The organism is Streptomyces sp. 8N114 (assembly GCF_052245835.1).
In the GTDB taxonomy this organism is placed as follows: domain Bacteria; phylum Actinomycetota; class Actinomycetes; order Streptomycetales; family Streptomycetaceae; genus Streptomyces.
The window spans coordinates 35,688-58,608 of record NZ_JBQQBT010000020.1; the positions used below are offsets into that span (position 1 = coordinate 35,688).

Sequence of the window (22,921 nt, forward strand, 5' to 3'; positions counted from 1 at the left end):
GCCGCGCCCCTGCCCAGAGCGCTCGGGCTGTCGGTGCTCCTCCAAAGCTCTTCGAGTAGGGGGTGCCCACAAGGCGCAGGGTGGCAAGCGCAGCCCCCCATGCCGGGTACGCAAGAGCCGCCGAAAAAGCCCTAGCTAGCCGCGTCCCGCCGCGCCGCGCCCCACTCCCACAGGCTCCGCACCACCGGTTCCAGCGCCCGGCCCTGGGCCGTCAGGATGTAGCGGACCCGCGGAGGCCAGCCGGGGGTGCGGTGGCGCTCGACAACGGCCGCACTGGTCAACTGGGCCAGCCGGTCGGAGAGGACCTTGTCCGAGAGGGCGGGCAGTGCGGCGGACAGCTCGGAGTATGTGGCCTCACCACGGCGTAGGAACTCGCGGAGTACCAGCGGCGTCCATCGGCCCGCCAGCGCGGCAAGGGTGATGTCGACGGGGCAGCGCGGTTCGTGGCCCGGCGGAACGAGGGCGCTGTCCGGACAGTCGGCCAGCGGGCCGCCACTGCCGCCCGGCCGTGCGTGTCCAACTGTTTGGTGAGTCACGAAAGCCTCTCCTAGCGTCCGTCGTGAACAGCCCGCCCGCTTCTCTCCAGGGGGCCCAGCCATGCGCATCCACCACCTCAACTGCGGTTCTCTCCGGGAGATTCCGCCGCTCGGCGAAGAGCCTGCGGTAGGTGTCACGAACCGCGAACCGGCCGCCGTCTGCCATTGCCTGCTCATCGACACAGGCGAGGACGGACTGGTCCTGGTCGACACCGGCCTCGGCACCGCCGACCGGCAGCACCCCGAAGGGCGGCTGGGCGCGGACTGGGTGGCCTACGCCCAGCCTGCGCTGGACCCCGAGGAGAGCGCGCTGCGGCAGATCGTCCGCCTCGGGTACGCGCCGCAGGACGTACGGCACATCGTCCTCACCCACCTGCATCGCGACCACACGGGAGGGCTGCCGGACTTCCCTCACGCACGGGTGCACGTGCACCCCGACGAGTACCTGGCCGTCACGGACCCCGCGGTACCGCACCACAGGCACAGCCTCGACCGCTTCATGCAGGCCCACCGGGCGCACGGCCCACTGCTGACGCCCGCACCCGTGGAGGAGCGCCCAGAGTGGTTCGGCTTCCGGGGAGTGGCGCGCCCGCAGGGCCCGGCGTGCGAGCTGCTGCTTGTGCCGCTGCCCGGCCACTCCGCGGGACACGCGGGTGTCGCCGTACGCGACGGCGACGGCAGGTGGCTGCTGCACGCGGGCGACGCATACATGTATCACGGCGAGATCGAGCACACCCCGCCCCTCTCCCACCCCGTTCTCGAACCGGTCCAGCAGGGAGCGCAGACCGACGCCGCGGGTCGCCTCGCAGCCCGCGACCGACTGCGTGACCTCCGCCGCGACCACGCGGAAGAGGTCACCGTCTTCAGTGCGCACGACCCCTGGGAGCTGGCCCGCCTCGCCACCCTCGCGGGCGGTTGATCCTCGACGGAGCCTGTCCTGAACGCCGACCGAGCCGGGGCAGCAGAGGGCTGCGCAGGGCTGCACCCCACCGGTTTTTCCCAGGTGTGTCGGCGGAGTTGGCAGGTGGTGCCGGCGCACGGACAGGCCGGGACTGGAGGGGCGGACGGGACGGGAGGGGCGGGGGTGCCGCAGGCAACGGTGCCGAACACCAAGGGAGTTGAGTCGTTTCAATCTCTAGTTGCCCAGGTCTTGTTCTGTGTTGAGGCCGGGCCTAGTGTCCCTCGGGGGGGAAAGCGCTTTCTGTCTCCGCATCACCTTCCGTGCCGCCTGCTTCCGTGCTGCTCCGTGCTCCTCCGTGCCTTGCCTCTCTGTCTCACAAGGAGCCGCTCCCGTATGCCCGTTGAGACTCCTCCGGTCCGTGCCGCCGTCATCGGTGTCGGCGCGATCGTGACCGACAGCCACCTGCCCGCGCTGCGCGCGCACGCCGGCCGGGTGCGTCTTGTCGCCGCGGTCGATGTGGACGAGAGACGGCTCGCCGCCTTCCGTGACCAGGCCGGAGGGCATGTCGCCGGATACCGCGACACTGCCCGGATGCTCGCCGCCGAGCGCCCCGATCTGGTGCTGATCGGCACGCCGCCCTCGCTGCACACCGCCCAGGTGCGCGCCGCGCTGGAGGCCGGTGCCTGGATGCTGTGCGAGAAGCCGCTGTGCCTCTCGCTCGCCGAGTACGACGAGATCGCCGCCGCCGAGCGGCGGTACGGGGAAGAGCACGCCGACGGGGGTGGCGGGCGGCGCGCGGGCGGACCGTACGCCGCGGTCGTCTTCCAGCACCGCTACGGCTCCGGCGCCGTCCACGCCCGTGAACTGCTGGCCGCCGGGGAGTTGGGCCGCCCGCTGGTCGCGCACTGTCAGACGACCTGGTACCGCGACGCCGCCTACTACGGCGTCCCCTGGCGCGGCCGCTGGAGCACCGAGGGCGGCGGCCCGACGGTGGGGCACAGCATCCACCAGATGGATCTGCTGCTGCATCTGCTGGGCGACTGGAGCGAGATCCGGGCGATGGCCGGCCGACTGGTGCACGACGTGGAGAGCGAGGATGTCTCCACGACCCTCGTGCGGTTCGCGAGCGGCGCCATGGCGACCGTCGTCAACAGCGTGCTCAGCCCCGATGAAGTCAGCCGCATTCGTATCGACTGCGCCGACGCCACCGTGGAGTTGACCCACCTGTACGGGCACCGTAACGACGACTGGGTGTACACCCCGGCTCTGCATGTGGTTGACGGCGGGTCGCGTACTGTCCGCTGGCGCACGCCCGCGCGGCGGACGTGCCGAGCTCGCATGCCGCCCAGCTCGGCGACTTCCTGGACGCGTGGGAGAAGGGGGGGGTCCGGCCGCCCGGCAGCGGCCACGACGCGCGCCGCACTCTCGAACTCACCGCCGCTCTCTACAAGTCGGCCTTCACCGGCCGGCCTGTCCGCGCGGGCGAGATCACTCCTGGCGATCCCTACTACCGCGCCATGCACGGCAACCACCCCGAATGGGCCCCGAAGGAGCGGACCGACCAGTGACGAGCGCACCCACCGACGCAACCGGAACCGCGGCCCCGAACGCGACCGTACCGACAGCCGAAGCCGGGACCGTAGCCGCCGCCACGCACAGCATCACGGCCCCGGCCCACGCCCCGGGGAACGCGGCCGGCCCTCTCACCGTCACCCACGTCCACGGCGAACGCGTCAGTGTGCGTGCTGCGAACGGCAGCGAGCTGATGGCGTACGTCTACGCCCCCGATCCGGACCCGTTCGAGTCCCGGAAGCCGTACGCGCACCCGCTGCGGACCCTCGGCGGGCGTCTGGTGACCGGCTACCGGCCCAACGACCACCGGTGGCACAAGGGCCTTCAGATGACGGCCAGCCACCTGTCAGGGCAGAACTTCTGGGGCGGCAACTCCTATGTGCACGGAGAGGGCTATCTGCCGTTGCCTGACCGGGTGGGCTCCATGCGGCACGACGGCTTCGACGCGCTCGAGGCGACCGACGCCTCGATGGACTTCACCGAGCGGCTCACCTGGGTGGAGAACGGCGGCGGCCAGTGGGCGCGCGAGACGCGCTCCGTCGTGCTGCACTCGGTGGACACCGCGGCCGGCGCCTATGCCCTGGACTGGTCGATCGAGCTGACCAACATCCGCAGCGAGCCGCTGCACTTCGGCTCACCCACCACGCGCGGCCGTGAGATGGCCGGGTACACCGGCCTGCACTGGCGGGGGCCCCGTGCCTTCACCGGAGGCCAGGTGCTGACCCGGGGCGGGCCCAGCAGCGACGAGGCCATGATGGGGCAGCCCGCCGCCGAGCACCCCTGGCTCGGCTTCGTCGGCGAGCACGATGACGTGGACGGACACGCGACCCTCGTCTTCGCGCACGCGCCCGAGAACACCGAGTCGGTGCACGCCTCGCACTGGTTCGTCCGCTCCCGTCCGACGCCCACCGTCGCCTTCTCCTGGGCGTTCTACGAGGAGTTCGAGCTGCCTCCTGGCGAGAGCTTCCGCTACCGCTACCGCGTCGTGGTCGCCGACGGGGCATGGGACGCGGACCGCATCGAGAAGCAGCTGTCCGCACTGCCCTGGTGACGGCACCGGGCGGCCAGTCCCTCCTTTGTGCCGGTCAGGGCGTTGCCCCTGCCGGACGGTTGCGGGGTGCGCTGTTCGTGCCCCAAAAGACGTTCTCAGGGCTGGAATTCGGCTACGGATCGACGGTCGCGGCAGCGATGTTCGTTACCGAGGTGCTCATCGCCGCCGGATTCGGGCTGTTCATCGTCCGTCGGCTGGGGGAGGGGGACTATGCTCAACGGCTTTGCCCTGCTGGACACGTACAGCGGATGGCGCGACACCTACACGCGGCTGGCCCACCAGGTCACCGCGGACGCATTACGGGCGCACACCGTACTGACCGGAAACAGCGCCTGCGTCGACGGGCTCTGGCGGATCGACGCCCGGCTGCTGGCCGCGATGGCGCACGCCGCGGCGTCCCCGCCCGCCGACGAGGAGGAAGCCCGGGGACGGGACCTGCTCACCGAGATCCTGGGCCGGGTGGAGGCCGCCCGCGGAGGTGAACTCGTCCGCCACTGGCCGGGCGGGCCCCGGTGGCTCACGGCGCTGCTCGGCCGACCAGGCCGGTACCAGCTCGGCGGCACAGGCCCGCAGGTCTCCTGGGCCCTGGCCACGGTCGGGGCTCCATCTGTGCTGGCCTTGGCCGACCGCAGCCCCGAACAACTGGCGGTGATCGACCCCCGCACCGGGCTCTGCCAGTCGGACACCGTGGTGCCCGCCGGATCGGTCACTCCGTCCGGACACCCGACCAAACAACCGCACTGCGTCCTGGAGTTCACGGCAGGCACCCGCTACGGCCAGGGCGCCGTGCTGCGCTCGACCCGGATCATCGTGCGCTTCGGTGACGAGCCGATCGAGCAGGACGAGGACTTCGCGGCACTGACGCCCCGGCTGCCGGGCGTGCGGGCCGGTCTGCTGTCGGGCCTCAACGGGCCGCCGGACGGCGACCTGGCCTCCCGGAACTGGCTCGTCGGCCTCGGGCGCGACTGGGCAGCGGCAGGAATCCCCGTCGTCCATCACGAACTCGCCGAGTTCTCCTCCCCGCAACGGCTGCGCGAGGCCCTGGACCTGCGCGTGGCGACCTCCGTCGGACTCAGCCTGTCCGAGCTGTATTCGCTGAATGAGCGGCGCGGCGATCCCCGGCTGCTCGCCCGCGACATCGCCGAGTGGACCGGAGCCCTCCGGGTCGTCGTCCACGCCGACGACTGGGCGCTAGCCGTGCACCGGAACCAGCAGACGGACCCGGCCGGAGCGCTGCTCGTCGGCAGCCTGCTCGCCGGGGCCCGCGCCCGGGCCGGGCGTCCGGTCGCCGAGCTGGTGCCGCCGCCCGACGCCGAGTTCACGGCCGACCGGCCGACGGGCGGCCCGCTCGGCGACGGCTGGCGGGCGACCAGCGTCCCATCCCCCCATCTGCGCAGACCCGCGGCGACCGTGGGCCTCGGCGACACCTTCGTCGCCGGCCTGCTGCTTGCCGAGAGCCTGCCCTGACCAGCGCCCGGCCCCCGATCCGCCGGCCATGCCGGAGGGCGACGAACCGGCCAGGCTCCTCATCCGGTTGGAGGTCTGCGCTGGTCACGCGCTGCCAAGAGGCATGAGGAAATCGCGGAGGTGTTCCAGGAGGGCGTCGGGGCGCTCCTCGGGGATGAAGTGACCGCACTCGGGGATCTCGGCGCCGCGACCAGCTGGGCCCACCCGAAAAGACTGCTCAGGTCCGCACGGCCGATCCAAGTGGACTGACTGACAGCTCCTGTTCGGGATGGTTAGGATGCCGGTGATGAAGAACTTCTCCTCGTACGGATTGGGGGAATCGTTCGCGCAAGGTGAGTGCTGATGGCACATCACTTCGCGAACACGATTCCGGCCCGCTTGTCGATGTGGCAGCGCGTGCGCGAGTACGCCGTGCCACCGTCCATGATCGAGACAGCGACCACACGGCGTGCGGTCGGTGACTGGGCGGGGGCTTGCGCCGCCACCCGGATCGATGTCGATCTCGATCTGCGCGCCGTGCGCGACCGCCACGGCACCGATCTCGTCACCCACCTCCGTGCAGATCTGCGTCGACTGGCGCCGGATCTGCTCCGCTGGCACATGCCCCGGATCGCCCCCGACGGGCGGCTCCGGCCCGGCCTCACCATCTCGCTGGCCTGCTACCGGGGCTTCGGCACCACGCCGCTGCAGCTGGTGGTGCGGACACCGCCGGCCTGGGCGGACGCCGGACAGCGGATATCCCTCGCCTTGTGGGAGGGCTCCGGGAACGACGCCCCCGGACACCATCCGCACCCACACCCTGACCGGCGTTTCCGGCTCGACCTGCACCGGCACCTCTGGGACTCCGGGCGGAGCGGCGAACTGGCGCGGCGGTGCGGTGCGGGCGGGGCATCGTCCACAGCGCCGCCGGACCGGCCCAACGCACCCGGCCGGCCAGTCATGCTGGATCGTACCGATCGGCCTACCCTCCACGATTCCGCGTGGGCGGTGGGAAGTTGGGCCACCGAGGCGGAGTTGCTGTTGCGGGCCGAGGGGCGCCCTCGTGGGGCCTTCACCGTGCGGCTCGGTGCGCGGAGTCGCGCTGTGCTCGAACTCGTCGCCCCCGACGACAGCCATGCCCCTACGTTCCGGCCGCTGTGGGAGGCGCTGCCGCCACAGGAGGTCGCGGCGCTTCCGGTGCTACCGGAGGCGGCGGCCCGGGTCCTTCCGGATCTGGAACTGCTGCGGACCGGGCTGGTCGTGGCCGAACGGCTGCACCCGCTCGTCGCCGCAGCACTGGCGGCCTCCGGCTCGGCGGCGCCCGGCTCGGCACCGGTGGCCGGTCCCGCCCCCGAGCCCGGCGATCCGCATCGGGTGGAGTGCCGGGGCGAGGTCCACCGGATCGCGCTGCGGGACGGGGCGCTGACGGCGATCGATCACGACCCGGACCAACTGCGCCGGGAGGAGCTGCTGGTGGCGCTCGGCGGGCCGGCGCTGCCCTGTCTGCGGGCGATCGACGCGGTGCACCGCAATCCCGAGGCACTGCCCGCGGTTCGGGAGCGGCTCGGCCACGGGGACGTCGCCGGGGCGCTGGACGTGGTCGAGGGGCTGCTCGGTCCCGGTGCGGTCCTGCGCGACGGGCCGCTCCGCGAGGAACTGGAGTCGGCCGCGGCCCGCCGTATCGACCATGGGCTCTTCCGCTCGGGACTGGTCGCCGTCCACCCCGCTGCCGGTGCGGTAGGGGCGGGGAACGCCTCGGGCGTGGGGCACGCGGATACGGGTCACCGACCCCGACTCGACCGCCGTACGCCTCCCGCAATGCGCCGCAAGCGGAGCAGCCGGGCCCGGCCCCGCACCGGCCTGACCTGCTGACCGGCTGCCCCCTCCGAAGTCCTTCCCCGCACTGCGCAATCCGCAGCGCACACCCATACGACATCCGGGACGGGCCGCCCGTTCCCTTATCCCACCCCAGGTGATGCTCATGACCACCAGCACTCTCCTTTCCGCCTCCGTCCCGGCCGCCGGCACGCCCGCATCCACCCCCGTCGACGCATCCGGAACCGGCACCCATCTCGCCCTCGCCGACGATCTCCTGACCCTCCTGCGGACGACCACCACCGAGCCGCGCCCCGACGAGCAGCTCGAAGCGCTCACCCTGGCCGTCGCGGCCGACCTGCCCGTGCTGCTCTGGGGCGAGCCGGGCATCGGCAAGACCGCGGCCCTGACCCAGCTCGCCACCTCCCTCGACCTGCCGCTGACCACCGTGATCGCCAGCGTCCACGAGCCGTCCGACTTCTCCGGGCTGCCCATCGTGGGCGATGACCCGGCGGTGCAGGGGGTGCCGATGGCGCCGCCGCAGTGGGCCGTGGAACTCGTTCGGGCCGGGCGGGGGCTGCTCTTCCTGGACGAGCTCTCCACCGCCACCCCGGCCGTCCAGGCCGCGCTGCTCCGGGTCGTCCTGGAGCGGAGGGTCGGTGCGCTGCAACTGCCGCCGGGGGTACGGATCGTGGCCGCCGCCAATCCGCGCGCGTCGGCAGCGGACGGATGGGAGCTGAGTCCGCCGCTTGCCAACCGGTTCGTGCATCTGCACTGGGCGCACGACCGGGAGGTGGTGGTGCGCGGGCTGGGCGGGGTCTGGCCCCGGGCGCAGCTGCCCCGGTTGGTGCGGGAGCAGCTGCCGGAGGCGGTGGCTTTCGCCCGGCGCGCGGTCTGCGGCTTCCTGGAAGTCCGGCCGACGCTGATCCACCGGCTGCCGAGCACCGAGACGCGGCGCGGCGGAGCCTGGCCCTCGCCCCGGAGCTGGGAGGCCGCGTTGACCCTGCTGGCCTTCGGCACGGCGGCCTCCGTCTCCCGGGAGGTACTGGCGCTGCTGGTGCGGGGCGCGGTGGGGGACGGGCCCGGGCTCGAACTCCTCGCCCATCTGGACCGGATGGACCTGCCGGACCCGGAGTCGCTGCTGGCCGATCCGGCCTCCGCCGAACTGCCGGAGCGGGGCGATCTGCGTCAGGCGGCGCTGGAGGCGGTGGTGGCTGCCGTCGGGGCGCGGCCGGAGCGGGAGCGGTGGGAGGCGGGCTGGGCGGTGCTTGTCCGGGCGCTGGAGACCGGCGCCCCCGACCTGCTGGTCGCCCCGGCGACGGCGCTGGCCGCGCTGCGACGCGACGACTGGGACGTGCCGGAGACGGTGGAGCGGCTGACCGGGGTGGTCGGTCTCGCCCGGCGTACTGACCGGTCGGTCGGGCGGACTAGGGCGTCGGCCGACGCCGGGCGGGCGACGGGGGCTCGCCGATGACGGGGGCCGCCAAGCGCCCCGGGCCGCACCCGCTGCCGCGCCCGATGTCCCGGCCCGCGCCGCCGCGCCCGGCGCCGACCACCGCGCCGAGGCCGTCGGCCGGCTCCGGCGGACCGGCCGGCCGCCCCGGACTCCCGCTGGACATGGAGAAGTTGCTGGTCGCCCGGCTGCACGCGGTGAAGGTTCGTCCCTATCTGGCCGACGCCCTCTTCGCGCTGCACGTGGTGGAGGACCGGTCGGTGCCGACGATGGCGGTGGACGTGCACTGGCGCTGCTACGTCTCTCCCGGCTTCGTGGCACGCACCCCGGTGGAGGAGCTGGCGGGCGTCTGGGTGCACGAGGTCTCCCACCTGCTCCGGGACCACCATGGGCGGGGCGAGCGGTATGCACGGGAGCACGAGCAGCACGGCCCGGGCGAGAGGAGCGAGACGGGGGTCCCCCCGGCCGACGGCCGGGGGAGGCTGCGGCGGAACATCGCGGCCGACTTCGAGATCAACGACGACATCTACGGTGACGGTCTGCCCCTGCCTGCCGGGGCGGCACTGCCGTCGCTGTTGGGGCTGCCCGACGGGCTGCTGATGGAGGAGTACCTGCGTACGGCGTCGATGTCCGGGCTCGCAGTGGACCTGGCCTGGCTGGACTGCGGCAGTGGTGCCGACGGGCAGGACCGGCCGTGGGAGCTGGGGCCCGACGGGGCACACGGGCTGAGCAGGCAACAGCGGGACGCGGTCCGCTTCCGGGTCGCCGAGGGGATCAAGGGCAGGCCGGGCAACGCGCCCGAGGGGTGGCGCCGATGGGCGGACGAGGCGTTCCATCCACCGCAGCCGTGGCGGCAGTTGCTGGGAGCTGCGGTGCGCTCGGCGGCGGGTGCGCCGGGGGTGGGCGAGGACCACAGCTACCGGCGTCCGTCCCGCCGCTCGGCCAGTGTCCCCGGGGTGCTGCTGCCGAGCCTGCGCCGTACGCCGCCCCGGGTCTGCGTGGTGATCGACACCTCCGGCTCGGTGAGCGACGCCGAGCTGGGCAGCGCGCTGCTGGAGGTGGCGGCGATCTTGCGGGCGGTGGGCGGGCGGCGAGACCTGGTCTCGGTGATCTCCTGCGACGCGGCGGCCGGGGTCGCCGTCCCGCTCTGCCGGGCCGAGAACATCGAACTGATCGGTGGTGGTGGGACGGATCTGCGCTCGGGCTTCGCTCGGGCGCTCCGCTCCCGTCCACGCCCGGACGTGATCGTCGCCCTGACGGACGGTCAGACACCATGGCCGTCCGCTCAGCCGCCGTGCCGCACCGTCGTGGGTCTCTTCCCCCGCCCCGCCCGCGCCGTGGACGAGGAGAACCCCGACTACGTCCCGGACGCACCGCCGCCCTGGGCGCGTGTCGTCGCCATCAGCTGAGAAAGCACAGTGGCGCCGTATCCAGGTCAGGAGCAGGAGCAGGAGCAGGAGCAGGAGCAGGAGCCGTCCACGTACTGCGGTTTGTCATGGATCGATGAAGTTGATGCATGGAATCGATGGAGGTGGAGCATGAATGGACCATTTTGTGGAGCGAGTGCCTTTAGTCTTCTTGCGGGGTTGATGGTGTGGGTCCTCGTATCGATGGTGGGGGGCTTGGGTGGATCCTCGGCAGCCCAGCGACCCGTGCCGCGTCGGCAAGTACCGGCTGGTGGGGCGGCTTGGCGAAGGTGGCATGGGGCAGGTGTATTTCGGTCGTTCCCCCGGGGGACGTCCGGTCGCGGTGAAGCTGATCCGGTACGAATACGCGCACCGTGAGCGATTCCGCGCCCGATTCGCCCGCGAGGTCGAGGCCGCCCGCAGGGTCGGGGGATTCCATACCGCATTGGTCATCGACGCCGATCCCGACGCCGATCCACCGTGGATGGTCACCGCCTACATCCCCGGCCCTTCCCTGCATGGTGCCGTCACCGCACACGGTCCGCTCGACGCGCAGGCCGTACGAACTCTGGGCGCCGGGCTCGCCGAGGGGTTGGCCGCAATCCACGCCTGCGGGCTGGTGCATCGAGATCTCAAGCCCGGCAACGTCATTCTGGCCGCCGACGGTCCGAGAATCATCGACTTCGGTATTGCCAGCACGCAGGACGCCAACAAGATGACCGCGACCGGCGCTGTCCTGGGAACTTACGCCTACATGTCCCCGGAACAGGTGAACGGGCATCCGCCCGAACCCGCCAGCGACGTTTTCGCCCTTGGCGCGGTCCTGGGATTCGCGGCCACCGGTCATAGCCCTTTCGACGGCGAGACAACCGCCGCCATCCTTCGTCGAATCACCAGCGAGCCACCCGACCTACGCGATATTGCCGTGGAACGCGGGGATCGCGACTTGATCGTCGCTTGCCTGGCAAAAGACCCCGCAGCCCGGCCGCCTCTCGCTGAGGTTCTCGCCCGGCTGGCAGGGCCCTGGCCGAGTGCCGACTGGCTTCCTCCCGCCGTGATGAACATGATCGCCTCCAGGGAGGCCGAGTCCACCGGCGCCCTGGCCTCGGAGGAGAAGGAATCAGACCATCGGCTTCACGGACAAACCACGGTGGACCCACCTTCGGGAAGTAGGATTCCGCGCCGGGTCGTCCTGTTCGCCGGGCTCGTGGCATCCCTGGGCGCCGTCGTGGCCGGGGTGATGTTCCTCATTCCCCCGGAATCCGACAAGGCGTCAGCCGTTCCTTCAGCACCCGCCAAGTCGTCGTCGATTCTTCCGGAGTCCGCCAAGCCGTCGGTTCTCCCGGAGTCCGCCAAGCCGTCGATTCTCCCGGAGTCCATCAAGCCGTCGGCGCAACGCGGGCGCACCGTCACCGACGATGGCCGGGCATTCGGGCCCGGCGGATGGAGTCAGTTCACCGTGACGGTCGATCCGGCCAACGCCGGCGTGCGGCTGACACGCCGCCTCGACTCCAGCGTGTCCGGGCAGAGCGCGTCAATCTCCGTGAACGGCAAAAAGACGGAGCAGTGGGTACCTAGGGATGGAGCTCTTACCGTCTGGGTGGATCAGACTGTCGTGCTGCCGAGGTCATCCACGAACGGCAGGAGAATTCTCACCGTCAGGAACACGTTCGCGTCTTCGACAAAAGATTTCAACGAGTTCACCTACTTCGTGGAGCAGAAGATCGACGGCGCCTGGCGCCTCACCGATGTGGTCGACATCGGACCCAGTAGCCTCGCCGACGAAAAGGCGCATAGATACCGCATCAAGAAGATGACATGGGAGGGTACGCGCACGTTCAGTTATCGGCGTGGATGACTGGTGGTCTGCGAGTTGGTCGGGATGGGCGGGAAGGCCGCTCCCCCCTCCACACCGCCAAGGTCCCGGCGAAGCGCTCGACCGGCTGCGGTCGGGCCGCTTCCGGGGAAGACCGCCTCCGCAGCCACGGTGTTCTCGACGCCGTCGAATGAACCCGGTCCGGCCAACTCGGGTCACTCACCTCACCAACCAGCCTGAGCGAGGGCGATACGAGGTCACGGCCCACCCTGCGGAACAGGGACCGTCCGGTCGGGGTCCCCTCCCGTACGGAAGCGGCTAGCGTGGTTCCGAGCAACTGGGACGAGGACGGGGAGGCAGGGACGATGACGCTGTCGCCGTCGCGGCTGCCGAGCAAGGTCAACCTGCTGCCGCAGGGTTACGGGAGCCTGTCGCGCGGTATTCCGCCCGCGCAGCCCGGCACCCTGTTCGTCATGGGCGTCAACGGCGGCATGAGCATGGCTCCCGATGCCGCTTTCCCTCTCGTGTTCGGCCGCAACGAACCCGAAGTCCATGTCTGCGTCGCGCCGGACGATGCGCACGTCAGCCGCAGGCACGGCTACATCACGCGGGAGTACTCGCGGTGGGTGCTGAACAACACCGGGAGGCTGGCCATCCGGCTCCCGGGGGCCCGCCTGGTGCTGGGCGGCGACCGGGTCGAGCTCGCGTCCGGGTTCACCCCCCTGTTCATCGTCGGGCCGAAACGGGAGCACCTGCTGGAGGTGCGTATCGCCACGCCGGCGCCGGGCGCAGGGGATGACGGTGTGCGCGAGGCCGCCACGCACGAGGGCGATGTGTGGGACCTGACCGCGACCGAGAAGCTGGTCCTGATCTGCCTCGCCCAGCGCTATCTGCGCAACGACCCCCAGCCGCAACCTCTCACCTGGGCCGAGGTCGCGGCCGAACTGACCGATCTGCGCCCGAGAGAGAACTGGACCCGGGGGCGGGCGGCACGCGTCGTCGCCTGCGTACGGACAAGGCTCAGCTGCACGGTGCCCGGGCTCATGGAAGACGAAATCCCCCAGCCCGTCGGCAATGCGCTCAACCACAACCTGATCACCGAACTCCTCGTGACCACAACCCTCGTCAAATCCGACCTGGCCCTCCTGGAGGGCGACGGACAGCACTGAGGGCCGGACCGAGGGCGCAACGGATGCGGCGGTCGGTGCGGCAGCGAAAGCAGTTGTGGCGGTGCGGGCACCGCCACAACTGCATGGCGACAAGAGAGCATCCCACTGGGCTGTGCGCCTCGCGTGGGCTGTGGGCTGTGGACTCTGCGCAGTACCAGGAATTCAGGCGGGGCGGAAATGCACCGAACGAGCCTGCTTGTGTCCCTTGTTGAAGCGCCCGACCGGCGGAAGCCAGACCAGGATAAGTGCGACGAGGCCGAAAATGATGGCGAGGAAGCTGGTCAGGAACAAGCTGTTGGGCGGCTGGTCGCCCAGAATGAGGGTGTGCGGCAGGATGAACTGGACGACCGCCATCACAGTGATCAGCACTCGCGCCCAGGTCGCGCCCGTACGCAGGACGAAGACGGTGAACAGCAGGAGGCATGCCGCGACAAAGATCGCGATGCCGGCCCGTGCCGATATCGTGTCCTGAAGGCTGCTTACGGCCTCGTTCCAGATGGGCCCGGACATGTCCTTGATCTCCGAGGCACTGGTCCCGGCAGGCAGCCCGACCGCATCCGGGTTGTCGTCCATGGCCTGGCGCAGATAATCGTCGGCGAAGTCCTTTCCACCCGCGTAGACAATGAACGCGCCGATGAGGGAACAGAGCGCCGACAGCGCGGTGATGAGCGACACGACGACCACGAAGGCCGGACGTCTCGGTGGCGCGGGCGGGGCAGCGGGCGCCCCCTGCGCAGAGGGGTAGGGCTGCTGCATGGGGTGGGGGTAACTCACGGCGGAATGCTCCTTGGGAGGCTTGGCGCCCCAGTAGGTTTGCGGGTGCGAGGATCCTTACATAGCCGCCGGTCTCCAAACCGCCTTTTCTGTGAAAGTAATCGGCAGAAAACTCCACGCTCCCTCTCGAACAATTTGCCTCCGCGACAATGTGCTCGGACGACGTGCAGCGACCGCGACCGGGGTGATTCGGATCGTGCCCCTGCGCGGGCCGGTGTCTGCATGGTGGCTGATCAGCCGTTTGACGTCTGCGACCTGCACGACCATTCGCAATGCTGGGAATCGCTCAGGAGGGCTTCCGTCGCTCGCGTCGTGGGCTTGACCCTGCACCGCGGTGCAGGGTGCACGTTGTCGGCATGACCCACTCACCCCTCCCGAACCGCCGCCGGTGGACCGACCCCGTCCGGATCGGCGCCCTGTACGACCTCGCTGTCGCCCTCGTGTTCGCGACTCCATGGACTGCCCGGCTCACCATCGACGGACTCCGAGCCGCGCACACCGCACTCGACCTACCGGGCCGAGCCCCTGGCGGTTTCGGGCCGGAGCACCTGTTGTTCGTCACCTTCTTCGGCGTCTTGGTGACGATGTGGGCAGTGGTGCGTCTGGTGCGCGGAGATACGGTGACCACCGCTGCTGACACCGTTGGACGGGCGGCCTTCGCACTACTGATGATGGACGCTCTGGCCGCAGGCGTGACTCCCGTGCTGGTGGTCTTCCTCGTGATCGAGATCGGTTTCCTCTTTGCGCAAGGGTGGACGCTGGTCCGGGCACGGCGAGCGCGCGACCACCGCACCCGGGAGACTGTGACCCCATGACACCGACCGACGTCGCCCGCGCCGCCGGCGTGCGGCTCAGCACCGTCCGCTACTACGAGCGCCGCGGGTTCCTCTCCCCCGAGCGAGACCCGCACTCCGGCTACCGCCGCTACTCGCAGGGCGACGTCCGCCGCATCCGCTTCGTACAGCGGGCGCAGCGGCTGGGGTTCGGTATGGGGGAGATCGCGGCGTTCCTGGCGCTCTCCCAGGAGGGCCTCGTCCCGTCCTCGCGTCTGCGCGCCGTCGCCGACGCCAAGCTCGCGGACCTCGATGAGCGCATCGCCGACCTCACCCGCATGCGCGCGGCCCTCGCGGCGCTGGCCGGGGGCGCCGTGGACGGCGACTGCGTGTGCCCCGTCGAGGCAGCACTGACCGGTAGTACGACCCGGGACCAGGCCGTCCCGGCCAATGACCACGGAGTGCCATGGTGACCCCGACAGCGTCCCGCGAAGCTGGAGCTCGCGCGCGCGGCCGACCAGTAACGTCCGCCTCAACGGTAGTTGCGGGACAAGCTCCGGGTTGCGCAGCATCAACCCCGGGCCGCGGTGGCGGCGCCCGGCTGGGAGCCGGACGCCGGCACCGCTACGTCAGGCCGGAGAGGTGACCGCTCGGCCGAGGTGCCGGGCGAAGAACCGGACCGTGAGCCGACCGGTCCTTCGGCGCCGATCTCCGGAAGTTCCTGAAGGGCGTCCAGGGTCGCCTGCCACTCGGGTACGGCGCGCTCCGCAAGGTGGGCGTTGTAGCGGACGACGATCGGGCCGACTGGCTCGCCCGCCGCCATCGCCCGCTGCATCACGGCGATTTCCTGCTCGTCGTGCGCCGTGTGCGGCCGGTCGCCGAGCCCGGGCGCGTCGATGACGGCGACGTGGAAGCCGGAGCCGGTCACGAGGCGCGATTTACTCGGCCGCCAATTGGTGGTCGGCCCCGACATAGCTTTGAGGCAGCAAGTCGGTGACAAGGACAGTTCGGATGCGGTCGTCTTCGCCGACGATGACCTTGAGGGCGGGAGATCTCTTCAGCCCATAGCGATCAGCCGTTCGTGAGGCTGTTCAGTCGGGTGGGAGCCCGACATAGTGCCCTCATGACCGTGGGCTTCAGTGGTGAAGTGGCCGAGTACTACGCAAAATTCAGGCGAGGCTATCCCGAACAGGTCCTCGACTTCCTGCAGGAGTACTTTGCGCTGTCTCCGGAAGACAGCGTCCTTGACCTCGGATGTGGCACGGGACAACTTGCCATTCCGCTCGCGCCACGGGTACGGGCGGTAATCGGCATGGACCCGGAACCCGACATGCTGCGCCTGGCTCGCAAGGCGGCCGGTGAGCGCGGAGTCCGCAACGCCACCTGGGTGCTCGGTGCCGACACCGATGTCCCTTCCCTCGGCGCACTGCTGGGACATAAGTCATCGCTCGCGATGACCGTCGTGGGACAGGCCCTCCACTGGATGCGGCACGACGAGCTGTTCCGCGGCCTCCTTCCGTCCTTCCGCGTAGGCGGAGGCATCGCCGTGATCTCGAATGGGACACCGCTGTGGCTGCAGGACTCGGCCTGGTCACGTGGTCTGCGTACCTGGCTGGAACGCCACTTCGACACCGAACTGACCGCGTCCTGCGGAACCGCTGACTGGGATCGGCTCCGGTATGCACAGTCACTCGAAGACGCCGGCTTTTCAGACCTGCGAAGCACCACGGTCTCCTACACCGCCGAGCTGACTATCGACCAGGTCATCGGCGGTCTCTACTCCGCCATTCCCGCAGAGCAACTACCGACTGCCGAGAACCGGCCGGCATTCGAGGACGGCATCCGGGCGGCACTGCCTCACGACGAGCCTTTTCCCGAGCACGTCCACGTCTCCGTACTCGTCGGCCGGGTCGGCTGAACGGACGCGCTCATTGCCGCGTCCTACGAATCCCGCGCAGATGCGAGGGGCTCTTTCGCTCATCTCCAGGTGCGGTGGAGGAAGTCGGCGATGAGGGGAGCGATCTCGGGAAGGTTTTCCTCCAGAGCGAAGTGGCCGGTGTCGAAGAGGTGGAGCTCGGCGTCGGGCAGGTCGCGCAGGTAGGCGCGGGCGCCGGGTTCGGGGAAGAAGGGATCGTTGCGGCCCCAGGTGATGAGGGTGGGCGGGGTGTGCTCGCGGAGCCAGGTCTGCCACTGGGGGTACAGCGCGAGGTTGGAGTGGTAGTCGAAGGCCAGATCGAGCTGCGGCTGAGTGCGGCCGGGCCGGTCGAGGAAGTGCTGGTCGAGGGTCCAGCCGTCGGGGGCGATGAGGCGGGGGTCGCTTGTGCCGCCTTCGTACTGGGCCCGGGTGGCAGAGAGGGTCAGCAGGCTCCGGACGGTGTCCTCGGCGCCCGGGGTTTCCGGGCGCATGGCGATGAAGTCGCGGGCATCGGCTGAGAGGCCCTCGGTGTACGCGTTGCCGTTCTGGACGACGAGGCCGGCGATCCATTCGGGATGGCGGGTCGCCAGACGGAATCCGACAGGTGCGCCGAAGTCGAAGACGTACATCACGAACCGGCTCAGGGTGAGCTGCTGGATGAACCCTTCGGCGACATCGGCGAGCCGGTCGAAGGTATAGGCGAACGTGCCGCCCGTGGTGGCGGATTGCGGGGCGTCGCTGTGACCGAAGCCCGGGTAGTCGGGGGCGATGAGGCGGTAATGCGCGCCGAGGCTGTCCATGAGCCGTCGGAACTGGTGCGAGGCCGACGGAAAGCCGTGCAGGAGCAGCAGCACCGGGGCCTCGGCCAGGCCCTCGGACGGTGTCGACTCGCGGTAGAAGATCCGCACACCGTCGACCTCGACATGGCGGTGGAGTATCCGGGGGACAGCGGGGATCCTCATGTCACATGCCTCCTAGCGGCGATCAGGCATTAGTTCTAGCCGCCACGGCGCTAATGCGTCAATCGGCAGGAGTAGCATTAGGCCCATGCATGGTCTCGAGCCGCTGACCGGAGAGCCACTCGCCCTCGACCTGGTCAACACACGGCCTCTCACTGCGGACGGCCCGGTCGACCTCCTAGCCGACTCCGCCGGGCTGCGGTCCTGGCTGGCTCTGCAGGCGGACCGGCTCCCTGACCCGGGTGCCGGGCGTGAAGCTGTCGACGCGGCCGATGTGAGAGCCGTCCACGCGGTACGCGCCCACGCAACCGCTGCAATCAACCAGGCCCGGCAAGGTAAGCGCCCACCGGAAGCCGCGCTGCGCGCACTCAACGAAGCCCAATCCGCCGCACCCGCCATCAACCATGTGGCCTGGGACGGCACTGCGGTCACCGTCACCCGGCACCGTACCGGCTCCCTGGGCGCCCGCACTGCCGCCCTGCTCGCCGAAGCCGCTGCCGATCTGCTCGCCGACCCGGCCGTCGGGACGATCCGGGAATGCGAGGCCGACGACTGCGTCATGCTGTTCCTGCCCGCCCATCCACGCCGCCGCTGGTGCTCGGCCGCCCGGTGCGGCAACCGAGCCCGCGTCGCCCGCTACTACCAGCGGCACAAAGCCACCTGACGGCCCCGCACAACCCGGCGATGGCCTGCCCCCCGGGCCCACGCGCTGATGAGCTCGTCGGTGACCCACCGTCCGACGTCGGCGGGGTAGGGCGCCGCCAAGTACAAGGGTGATGTGCAGGAAACCATCGTCGATCGCGTACCGGCCGACGCGAATCGGAGCGCACGGCGCGGGTCGCTCACTGGTCGGAGTAGCTGAGGTCCCCCATGGTCCAGGCGCTCACGTCCTTGATGGCGATCCGGTACATCCCGCCCGTTTCAGGAATGCCAACGGTCCCCTGGAGGATCCTGGCGACATGGAAGTGCAGGTAGGAGGGCGACTTGGGGCCACGAGGCTCCGTGCTTTCCGGTACCGCCATGAAAGTTCCGGCGAACGGGGCGAGCCGGTCCGAGTCCCTCAAGACCTCGGCCACTCGCTGCCTCCACACCGTCTCGGGAGCCAACCGCCCCGTGATGACAGCGCCGTGGACCACGACGGTGAGAGACATCTGATTGGTTTGCTCCGACTCCACCATGGCGGCGATATCGACGAGCAGCTCGTCAGCATTCGACATGGGTGCTGATGCTATAAGGCCGCGTACCGGGTCCGCGACGGGCAGGGACTCGCGCCGCTCCGGGGAGGCGAGTGGAGCATCGCCACGGGCGCTGCTCCGTCCCGATGTGGATACGTACCACGCCCCGGCGGCGTCATGTGACACCACCGGGGTCATGCCTGAGGCCCGGGCGCCTGCGCCCCCGGGTGGTCAAGCCTGCGGCGTGGTTCCCAGCAGTGCCGCCGCCGTCTGCTGGGGGGTGAGAACGGCCTCGGGCGCGGTGACAGCGCCGTGGCAGGTGAAGCCGAGCCGGGTCAGTGCCCTGCCCATTTCCTCGGCAGTGAAGTCGCGGCGGTCCTGCCTGGTGACCACTTCCCCGACCTGCTTGACAGGGAAGGTGCGGCGGCCGATGGTCACGGACGCCCCTGAGACGGTTTCGGGCTTGATGCCCTTCATGGCCTCCAGTACGTCGCTCTTGAGCAGGTAGAAAGCAGAGTTGGCGATGACGCAGCGCATAGTGCCTCAACAGGGTAGAAGGGGGAGCTTCGGAAGGGGCTGACTGTCTGGGACGGTCGGCGGGCGAGGACACCCCCGGTGTGGACGTTCTCGTCGAGCACGGCGGAACACGTCATGCGGCGATACCGGAGGACGGGCGACGGCGTCCTCGGGCAGGCCCGCCCCGCCGCCCACGCTGCGCGGAGGAGCCGGTGCGCTTGGGGCGCTCGGCGACCGGTGCGGCGATAGTGACGGGTACGCCAGGGGGCTGCTGGGCGCCGGTGATACGGCTCAGTTCGGCCTCGCCCGAGCGCACCTTGGCCACCTGCGCCGTGATTCCGGCGTCGGCCATCAGGCGGTTCACGCTGCGGCGCTGGTCCGGAACGACCAGGGTGACGACGGTGCCGGACTCACCGGCGCGGGCGGTGCGACCGCCGCGGTGCAGATAGTCCTTGTGGTCATTGGGCGGATCGACGTTGACGACGAGGTCGAGGTTGTCGACATGGATGCCACGAGCCGCGACATTGGTGGCCACCAGGACCGTGACGTGCCCGGTCTTGAACTGGGCGAGGGTGCGAGTGCGCTGGGACTGGGACTTTCCGCCGTGCAGCGCCGAGGCGCGTACGCCGACGGCCAGCAGCCGCTTGGTCAGCCGGTCCACCGCGTGCTTGGTGTCCAGGAACATGAGCACCCGCCCGTCCCGGGCGGCGATCTCCATGGCGGTGGCCTGCTTGTCGGCGTCGTGCACATGCAGCACGTGATGTTCCATCGTGGTGACCGCAGCCGCGGAGGGATCGACGGAGTGGACCACCGGATCGGTCAGATAGCGGCGGACCAAGCGGTCGACGTTCCGGTCGAGGGTGGCGGAGAAGAGCAGCCGCTGCCCCTCCGGCCTTACCTGGTCGAGCAGTTGGGTCACCTGGGGCATGAAGCCCATGTCCGCCATCTGGTCCGCTTCGTCCAGGACGGTGATGGCGACCTGGTCCAGCCTGCAGTCGCCCCGCTCGATGAGGTCCTTGAGCCTTCCGGGTGTCGCAATGACGACCTCGGCCCCCGCGCGCAGCGCGCTTGCCTGACGGCCGATCGACAAGCCGCCGACCACGGCGGTGAGCCGCAGTTGGAGCGACCGGGCGTAGGGAGTGAGCGCGTCGGTCACCTGCTGTGCCAGTTCCCGGGTGGGTACGAGGACGAGGGCCAGCGGCTGCCGGGACTCGGCTCGTTGCCCCGCGGTACGGGCCAGCAGGGCGAGACCGAAGGCAAGCGTCTTACCCGAGCCTGTGCGCCCGCGGCCCAGGACGTCCCGGCCGGCCAGCGAGTTCGGCAGTGTCGCCGCCTGGATCGGGAACGGCACGGTCACGCCTTCGGAGCTGAGCGCGGCACGCAGACGGTCGGGCAGGTCCAGATCGGAGAACTTCTCGACGGCCGGAAGCGGCGGGGTGCTGGTGACCGGGAGTGCGAACTCCATGGGCCGGGAGGGGGAACGATGCCCTTGACCGCCCGATCGCCCGGCCGTGGCCGAACGGGACGGAGCACTCTTGCGGGCCGTCCCCAGCGGACGGCCGCGGCCACCCCGTCCGGAGCCGCCGCCGGCGCCCGTACGGGGGCGGTTGGAGCTGTCGTTCGTGCGGGTGGAGCGATTCATACGGAACCTTCCTCGGTGCGGCACGCATCGAGGGAATTCCTCCAGCAGCGGTGAGCTGCATGAGTATTCGCAAGAACGAGCCGGAGAAAAAGACAAAGAAAACCGGGCCGCAGTGGCAGCCGGTTCTTTTCGGAAAAAGTAGCGGCGAATTGGAACGGGTGGCGGCGAATGGGCCGGAGAAAAGGCACTCGCCCTTCGGCCCGTAAGGGCCGGGAGCAGGATTCCGCCTTGCCGAAGACTTGGTAATTCGGCAGACGACGCTGCCGTTGATCCGCCGCGCACGGAGCCCGTCGAAGACGAGGGGCACGGTCAAGGGGACGAGCTGGGGGCGCGTACGCGCGGTGCACCCCAGCTGTCTGGTACGCGTCGACGTCGGCGTCAGGCAGGAACGATGTTCTCGGCCTGAAGGCCCTTCTGGCCCTGCGTGATGTCGAAGTTCACCTTCTGGCCTTCCTGAAGCTCGCGGAACCCGGAGGCGGCGATGTTCGAGTAGTGGGCGAACACATCAGCGCCGCCACCGTCCTGCTCGATGAAGCCGAAGCCCTTTTCCGCGTTGAACCACTTCACGGTGCCAGCTGCCATTGAATCTCCCTCGGGGGCAGTGACCGGAATCCGCACCTTGCGAAACCGGAGTCGCTGCGATGATCTCCCCTCCGGAAACACCGGAAATGAAAAGTACGCTCGCTGATGAGCGGCGAAAGAGAATGTGATATCTCTGGGAACCACAACTGCAACTGCCATCAGCGTAGCACGGTCGAGCCGGAGACCGCGGTTGGTGCCCGCTGCGGACCTCGGGGGGAGAAATCCTGTCTGCTCATTTTCGGCATTTCTGCAACGGCCGGAAGAGATTCTTGCCTCCGGTCGGCAGCAGTGCTGTCACCGCGGGCTGAGACGTCGGCGAGTACGGTGACCGCCTGAGCCGGTTCCGGGACGACGAGTAACGGTCGGCCCGGCCGGGGGCGAGTGAGGTGACACCGGTCACCACTGCGGGCTGTCGAGGCAGCCGTCGTCAGGCGTCGGTCTTCGCCTCGGACGGGGTGTCGCAGGAGTGCCGCCGGCGCAGTTGTTCGTTGATGCGGTTGGCTTCCTCGAGTTGGTCTTCGAGGAGGATGATGCGGCAGGCCGCCTCGATCGGGGTGCCCTGATCGACGAGCTCACGGGCCCGGGCGGCGAGGCGCAGCTGGTAGCGGGAGTAGCGGCGGTGCCCGCCCTCCGAGCGGAGCGGAACGATCAGGCGGGCCTCGCCGACGGCCCGCAGAAAGGCGGGGCTGATGCCGAGCATTTCGGCGGCCCGGCCCATGGTGAAGGCGGGGTAGTCGTCGTCATCGAGCCTGCCGGCGGGGCTGGAAGGGTTGTCTGCGGCCACTGACACCTTTCGGAAACGCGTCGAGGGGCCCTGGTGCGATGCGGTGCCAGGGCCCCGAAGGGATCAACACCATCTACCGGCGCTGCGCTGCGCCGGTCTTCTCTTTTCCCGCCACCGCTCCGGGAGGGCGGGCGCGGGGATCGCGGCTACGGACCGGGGACCGCCTGCTCCGAAAGCAGAGCACTGCTCTCGCCCCCGAGCGCTGCTCCCGTCACCGTGTTCCAACCCGCAACTGCGCGCGGCTCCTTGGGCCGTCCAGCCCGGCAGTCAGTGGTGGAGCACCCGACATCCGACCCCATCGCTTGGCTTCCCATCCACGATTGCTTGACCTGCAAGTGCGGCAGTTCGTCACCCGCCGAACCTCTCTGATCTTCACAGCTACGCGAAAAACTCTAACCCGCACGCCCCTTCATGTCTTACTCCCGCGAGTGCAGATTTCCTCCCCGGCCCGCTTCGTCCGCTCCGGCCGAAGCGCTCTCGGGCGCGGATCTTTGCCCGATCGAGGGACGTGGGGGGCGTTCGCCCCCTTCCCCGCGCGGTGCACCCCGAAGATGCGGGCCATGACACGAATTTCGCTGCGTGCCCTGGTTCGTCTCACCGTCCCGGCTCTCCTGTCCGTCCAAGCGGTTCTGACCA

At 70.0% G+C, this 22,921-nt stretch carries 21 protein-coding genes and 2 pseudogenes; 13 read left to right on the forward strand and 10 right to left on the reverse strand.

The features are described from left to right. Positions 1–131: 131 nt before the first annotated feature. Positions 132–536 (reverse strand): winged helix-turn-helix transcriptional regulator, encoded by a 405-nt coding sequence (locus ACTWQF_RS28955; protein ID WP_443282660.1) that lies wholly within the window; start codon positions 534–536, stop codon positions 132–134. Positions 537–597: 61 nt separating this feature from the next. On the opposite strand from ACTWQF_RS28955, the gene ACTWQF_RS28960 reads away from it, so the two are divergent. The 9 genes and pseudogenes from ACTWQF_RS28960 to ACTWQF_RS29000 all read left to right on the forward strand — a co-directional run bounded on the left by ACTWQF_RS28960 (position 598) and on the right by ACTWQF_RS29000 (position 13,165). Then, on the forward strand, positions 598–1,455 hold the full coding sequence (locus tag ACTWQF_RS28960; RefSeq protein ID WP_443282661.1) for an MBL fold metallo-hydrolase: 858 nt from the start codon (positions 598–600) through the stop codon (positions 1,453–1,455). A 375-nt stretch (positions 1,456–1,830) separates the two neighbouring features. Continuing rightward, a pseudogene (locus ACTWQF_RS28965) lies at positions 1,831–3,005 on the forward strand (Gfo/Idh/MocA family protein). Beyond that, positions 3,002–4,060 carry a PmoA family protein gene (locus tag ACTWQF_RS28970; RefSeq protein ID WP_443282662.1) on the forward strand — a complete coding sequence of 353 codons (1,059 nt, stop codon included), beginning with the start codon at positions 3,002–3,004 and terminating at the stop codon, positions 4,058–4,060. The pseudogene ACTWQF_RS28965 and the gene ACTWQF_RS28970 overlap by 4 nt, the downstream one beginning before the upstream one ends. A 210-nt stretch (positions 4,061–4,270) precedes the next feature. Further along, positions 4,271–5,527, forward strand: a complete 1,257-nt coding sequence (locus ACTWQF_RS28975; protein WP_443282663.1) for an ADP-dependent glucokinase/phosphofructokinase — start codon at positions 4,271–4,273, stop codon at positions 5,525–5,527. A 342-nt stretch (positions 5,528–5,869) separates the two neighbouring features. Beyond that, on the forward strand, positions 5,870–7,378 hold the full coding sequence (locus ACTWQF_RS28980; RefSeq protein WP_443282664.1) for a hypothetical protein: 1,509 nt from the start codon (positions 5,870–5,872) through the stop codon (positions 7,376–7,378). Positions 7,379–7,487: 109 nt separating this feature from the next. Further along, a complete protein-coding gene (locus ACTWQF_RS28985) occupies positions 7,488–8,795 on the forward strand; it encodes an AAA family ATPase (RefSeq protein ID WP_443282665.1) in 1,308 nt (435 codons plus the stop codon). A 143-nt stretch (positions 8,796–8,938) separates the two neighbouring features. Next, positions 8,939–10,183 (forward strand): vWA domain-containing protein, encoded by a 1,245-nt coding sequence (locus ACTWQF_RS28990; RefSeq protein WP_443282738.1) that lies wholly within the window; start codon positions 8,939–8,941, stop codon positions 10,181–10,183. Between the two features lie 217 nt (positions 10,184–10,400). After that, the gene (locus ACTWQF_RS28995) at positions 10,401–12,038 is read left to right on the forward strand and encodes a serine/threonine-protein kinase (protein WP_443282666.1); all 1,638 of its coding nucleotides are present in this window, start codon (positions 10,401–10,403) and stop codon (positions 12,036–12,038) included. 281 nt (positions 12,039–12,319) lie between these two features. Beyond that, positions 12,320–13,165: a hypothetical protein gene (locus ACTWQF_RS29000; protein WP_443282667.1), complete on the forward strand. Its 846-nt coding sequence runs from the start codon at positions 12,320–12,322 to the stop codon at positions 13,163–13,165. A 162-nt stretch (positions 13,166–13,327) separates the two neighbouring features. On the opposite strand, the gene ACTWQF_RS29005 is transcribed toward ACTWQF_RS29000, so the two are convergent. Continuing rightward, a complete protein-coding gene (locus ACTWQF_RS29005; RefSeq protein ID WP_443282668.1) occupies positions 13,328–13,921 on the reverse strand; it encodes a hypothetical protein in 594 nt (197 codons plus the stop codon). A gap of 374 nt (positions 13,922–14,295) precedes the next feature. Between ACTWQF_RS29005 and ACTWQF_RS29010 the strand changes: the two genes are divergently transcribed. Both ACTWQF_RS29010 and ACTWQF_RS29015 read left to right on the forward strand, forming a co-directional pair. Then, complete coding sequence (locus ACTWQF_RS29010; RefSeq protein WP_443282669.1) at positions 14,296–14,754, forward strand: hypothetical protein; 459 nt, start codon at positions 14,296–14,298, stop codon at positions 14,752–14,754. Continuing rightward, on the forward strand, positions 14,751–15,185 hold the full coding sequence (locus ACTWQF_RS29015) for a MerR family DNA-binding protein (RefSeq protein ID WP_443282670.1): 435 nt from the start codon (positions 14,751–14,753) through the stop codon (positions 15,183–15,185). Before ACTWQF_RS29010 ends, ACTWQF_RS29015 begins: the two co-directional genes overlap by 4 nt. A 98-nt stretch (positions 15,186–15,283) precedes the next feature. Here ACTWQF_RS29015 and ACTWQF_RS29020 read toward each other — a convergent pair whose 3' ends face one another. Beyond that, positions 15,284–15,640: a hypothetical protein gene (locus tag ACTWQF_RS29020; protein WP_443282671.1), complete on the reverse strand. Its 357-nt coding sequence runs from the start codon at positions 15,638–15,640 to the stop codon at positions 15,284–15,286. Positions 15,641–15,650: 10 nt separating this feature from the next. Beyond that, positions 15,651–15,761 (reverse strand): annotated as a pseudogene (locus ACTWQF_RS29025) (cytidine deaminase); the annotation flags it as partial. Positions 15,762–15,835: 74 nt separating this feature from the next. On the opposite strand from ACTWQF_RS29025, the gene ACTWQF_RS29030 reads away from it, so the two are divergent. Next, positions 15,836–16,630: a class I SAM-dependent methyltransferase gene (locus ACTWQF_RS29030; RefSeq protein ID WP_443282672.1), complete on the forward strand. Its 795-nt coding sequence runs from the start codon at positions 15,836–15,838 to the stop codon at positions 16,628–16,630. A 59-nt stretch (positions 16,631–16,689) separates the two neighbouring features. Here the strand turns inward: ACTWQF_RS29030 and ACTWQF_RS29035 are convergent, their stop codons facing one another. After that, the gene (locus ACTWQF_RS29035; RefSeq protein WP_443282673.1) at positions 16,690–17,589 is read right to left on the reverse strand and encodes an alpha/beta fold hydrolase; all 900 of its coding nucleotides are present in this window, start codon (positions 17,587–17,589) and stop codon (positions 16,690–16,692) included. Positions 17,590–17,674: 85 nt separating this feature from the next. Here ACTWQF_RS29035 and ACTWQF_RS29040 point away from each other — a divergent pair, with 85 nt between their 5' ends. Next, the gene (locus ACTWQF_RS29040) at positions 17,675–18,250 is read left to right on the forward strand and encodes a CGNR zinc finger domain-containing protein (protein WP_443282674.1); all 576 of its coding nucleotides are present in this window, start codon (positions 17,675–17,677) and stop codon (positions 18,248–18,250) included. A 178-nt stretch (positions 18,251–18,428) separates the two neighbouring features. Here the strand turns inward: ACTWQF_RS29040 and ACTWQF_RS29045 are convergent, their stop codons facing one another. The 5 genes from ACTWQF_RS29045 to ACTWQF_RS29065 form a co-directional block, all read right to left on the reverse strand. Then, positions 18,429–18,803, reverse strand: coding sequence for a hypothetical protein (locus tag ACTWQF_RS29045; protein ID WP_443282675.1), 375 nt, complete (start codon positions 18,801–18,803; stop codon positions 18,429–18,431). A 189-nt stretch (positions 18,804–18,992) separates the two neighbouring features. Continuing rightward, positions 18,993–19,298, reverse strand: a complete 306-nt coding sequence (locus ACTWQF_RS29050) for an SCO5918 family protein (RefSeq protein WP_443282676.1) — start codon at positions 19,296–19,298, stop codon at positions 18,993–18,995. 112 nt (positions 19,299–19,410) lie between these two features. Further along, entirely contained in the window at positions 19,411–20,919 is a 1,509-nt protein-coding gene (locus tag ACTWQF_RS29055) for a DEAD/DEAH box helicase (RefSeq protein ID WP_443282677.1), read from the reverse strand. A 378-nt stretch (positions 20,920–21,297) separates the two neighbouring features. Then, positions 21,298–21,501, reverse strand: coding sequence for a cold-shock protein (locus ACTWQF_RS29060; RefSeq protein ID WP_443282678.1), 204 nt, complete (start codon positions 21,499–21,501; stop codon positions 21,298–21,300). Positions 21,502–21,928: 427 nt separating this feature from the next. Beyond that, positions 21,929–22,285: a MerR family transcriptional regulator gene (locus ACTWQF_RS29065; protein WP_443282679.1), complete on the reverse strand. Its 357-nt coding sequence runs from the start codon at positions 22,283–22,285 to the stop codon at positions 21,929–21,931. Positions 22,286–22,921: the final 636 nt, after the last annotated feature.

Bases quoted from the DNA above. Each gene is read 5' to 3' on its own strand.
- ACTWQF_RS28960 (WP_443282661.1), top strand. From the start codon at position 598: ATGCGCATCCACCACCTCAACTGCGGTTCTCTCCGGGAGATTCCGCCG.
- ACTWQF_RS28975 (WP_443282663.1), top strand. From the start codon at position 4,271: ATGCTCAACGGCTTTGCCCTGCTGGACACGTACAGCGGATGGCGCGAC.
- ACTWQF_RS28980 (WP_443282664.1), top strand. From the start codon at position 5,870: ATGGCACATCACTTCGCGAACACGATTCCGGCCCGCTTGTCGATGTGG.
- ACTWQF_RS28985 (WP_443282665.1), top strand. From the start codon at position 7,488: ATGACCACCAGCACTCTCCTTTCCGCCTCCGTCCCGGCCGCCGGCACG.
- ACTWQF_RS28990 (WP_443282738.1), top strand. From the start codon at position 8,939: ATGGAGAAGTTGCTGGTCGCCCGGCTGCACGCGGTGAAGGTTCGTCCC.
- ACTWQF_RS29005 (WP_443282668.1), bottom strand. From the start codon at position 13,921: ATGCAGCAGCCCTACCCCTCTGCGCAGGGGGCGCCCGCTGCCCCGCCC.
- ACTWQF_RS29010 (WP_443282669.1), top strand. From the start codon at position 14,296: ATGACCCACTCACCCCTCCCGAACCGCCGCCGGTGGACCGACCCCGTC.
- ACTWQF_RS29015 (WP_443282670.1), top strand. From the start codon at position 14,751: ATGACACCGACCGACGTCGCCCGCGCCGCCGGCGTGCGGCTCAGCACC.
- ACTWQF_RS29030 (WP_443282672.1), top strand. From the start codon at position 15,836: ATGACCGTGGGCTTCAGTGGTGAAGTGGCCGAGTACTACGCAAAATTC.
- ACTWQF_RS29035 (WP_443282673.1), bottom strand. From the start codon at position 17,589: ATGAGGATCCCCGCTGTCCCCCGGATACTCCACCGCCATGTCGAGGTC.
- ACTWQF_RS29040 (WP_443282674.1), top strand. From the start codon at position 17,675: ATGCATGGTCTCGAGCCGCTGACCGGAGAGCCACTCGCCCTCGACCTG.
- ACTWQF_RS29045 (WP_443282675.1), bottom strand. From the start codon at position 18,803: ATGTCGAATGCTGACGAGCTGCTCGTCGATATCGCCGCCATGGTGGAG.
- ACTWQF_RS29050 (WP_443282676.1), bottom strand. From the start codon at position 19,298: ATGCGCTGCGTCATCGCCAACTCTGCTTTCTACCTGCTCAAGAGCGAC.
- ACTWQF_RS29055 (WP_443282677.1), bottom strand. From the start codon at position 20,919: ATGAATCGCTCCACCCGCACGAACGACAGCTCCAACCGCCCCCGTACG.
- ACTWQF_RS29060 (WP_443282678.1), bottom strand. From the start codon at position 21,501: ATGGCAGCTGGCACCGTGAAGTGGTTCAACGCGGAAAAGGGCTTCGGC.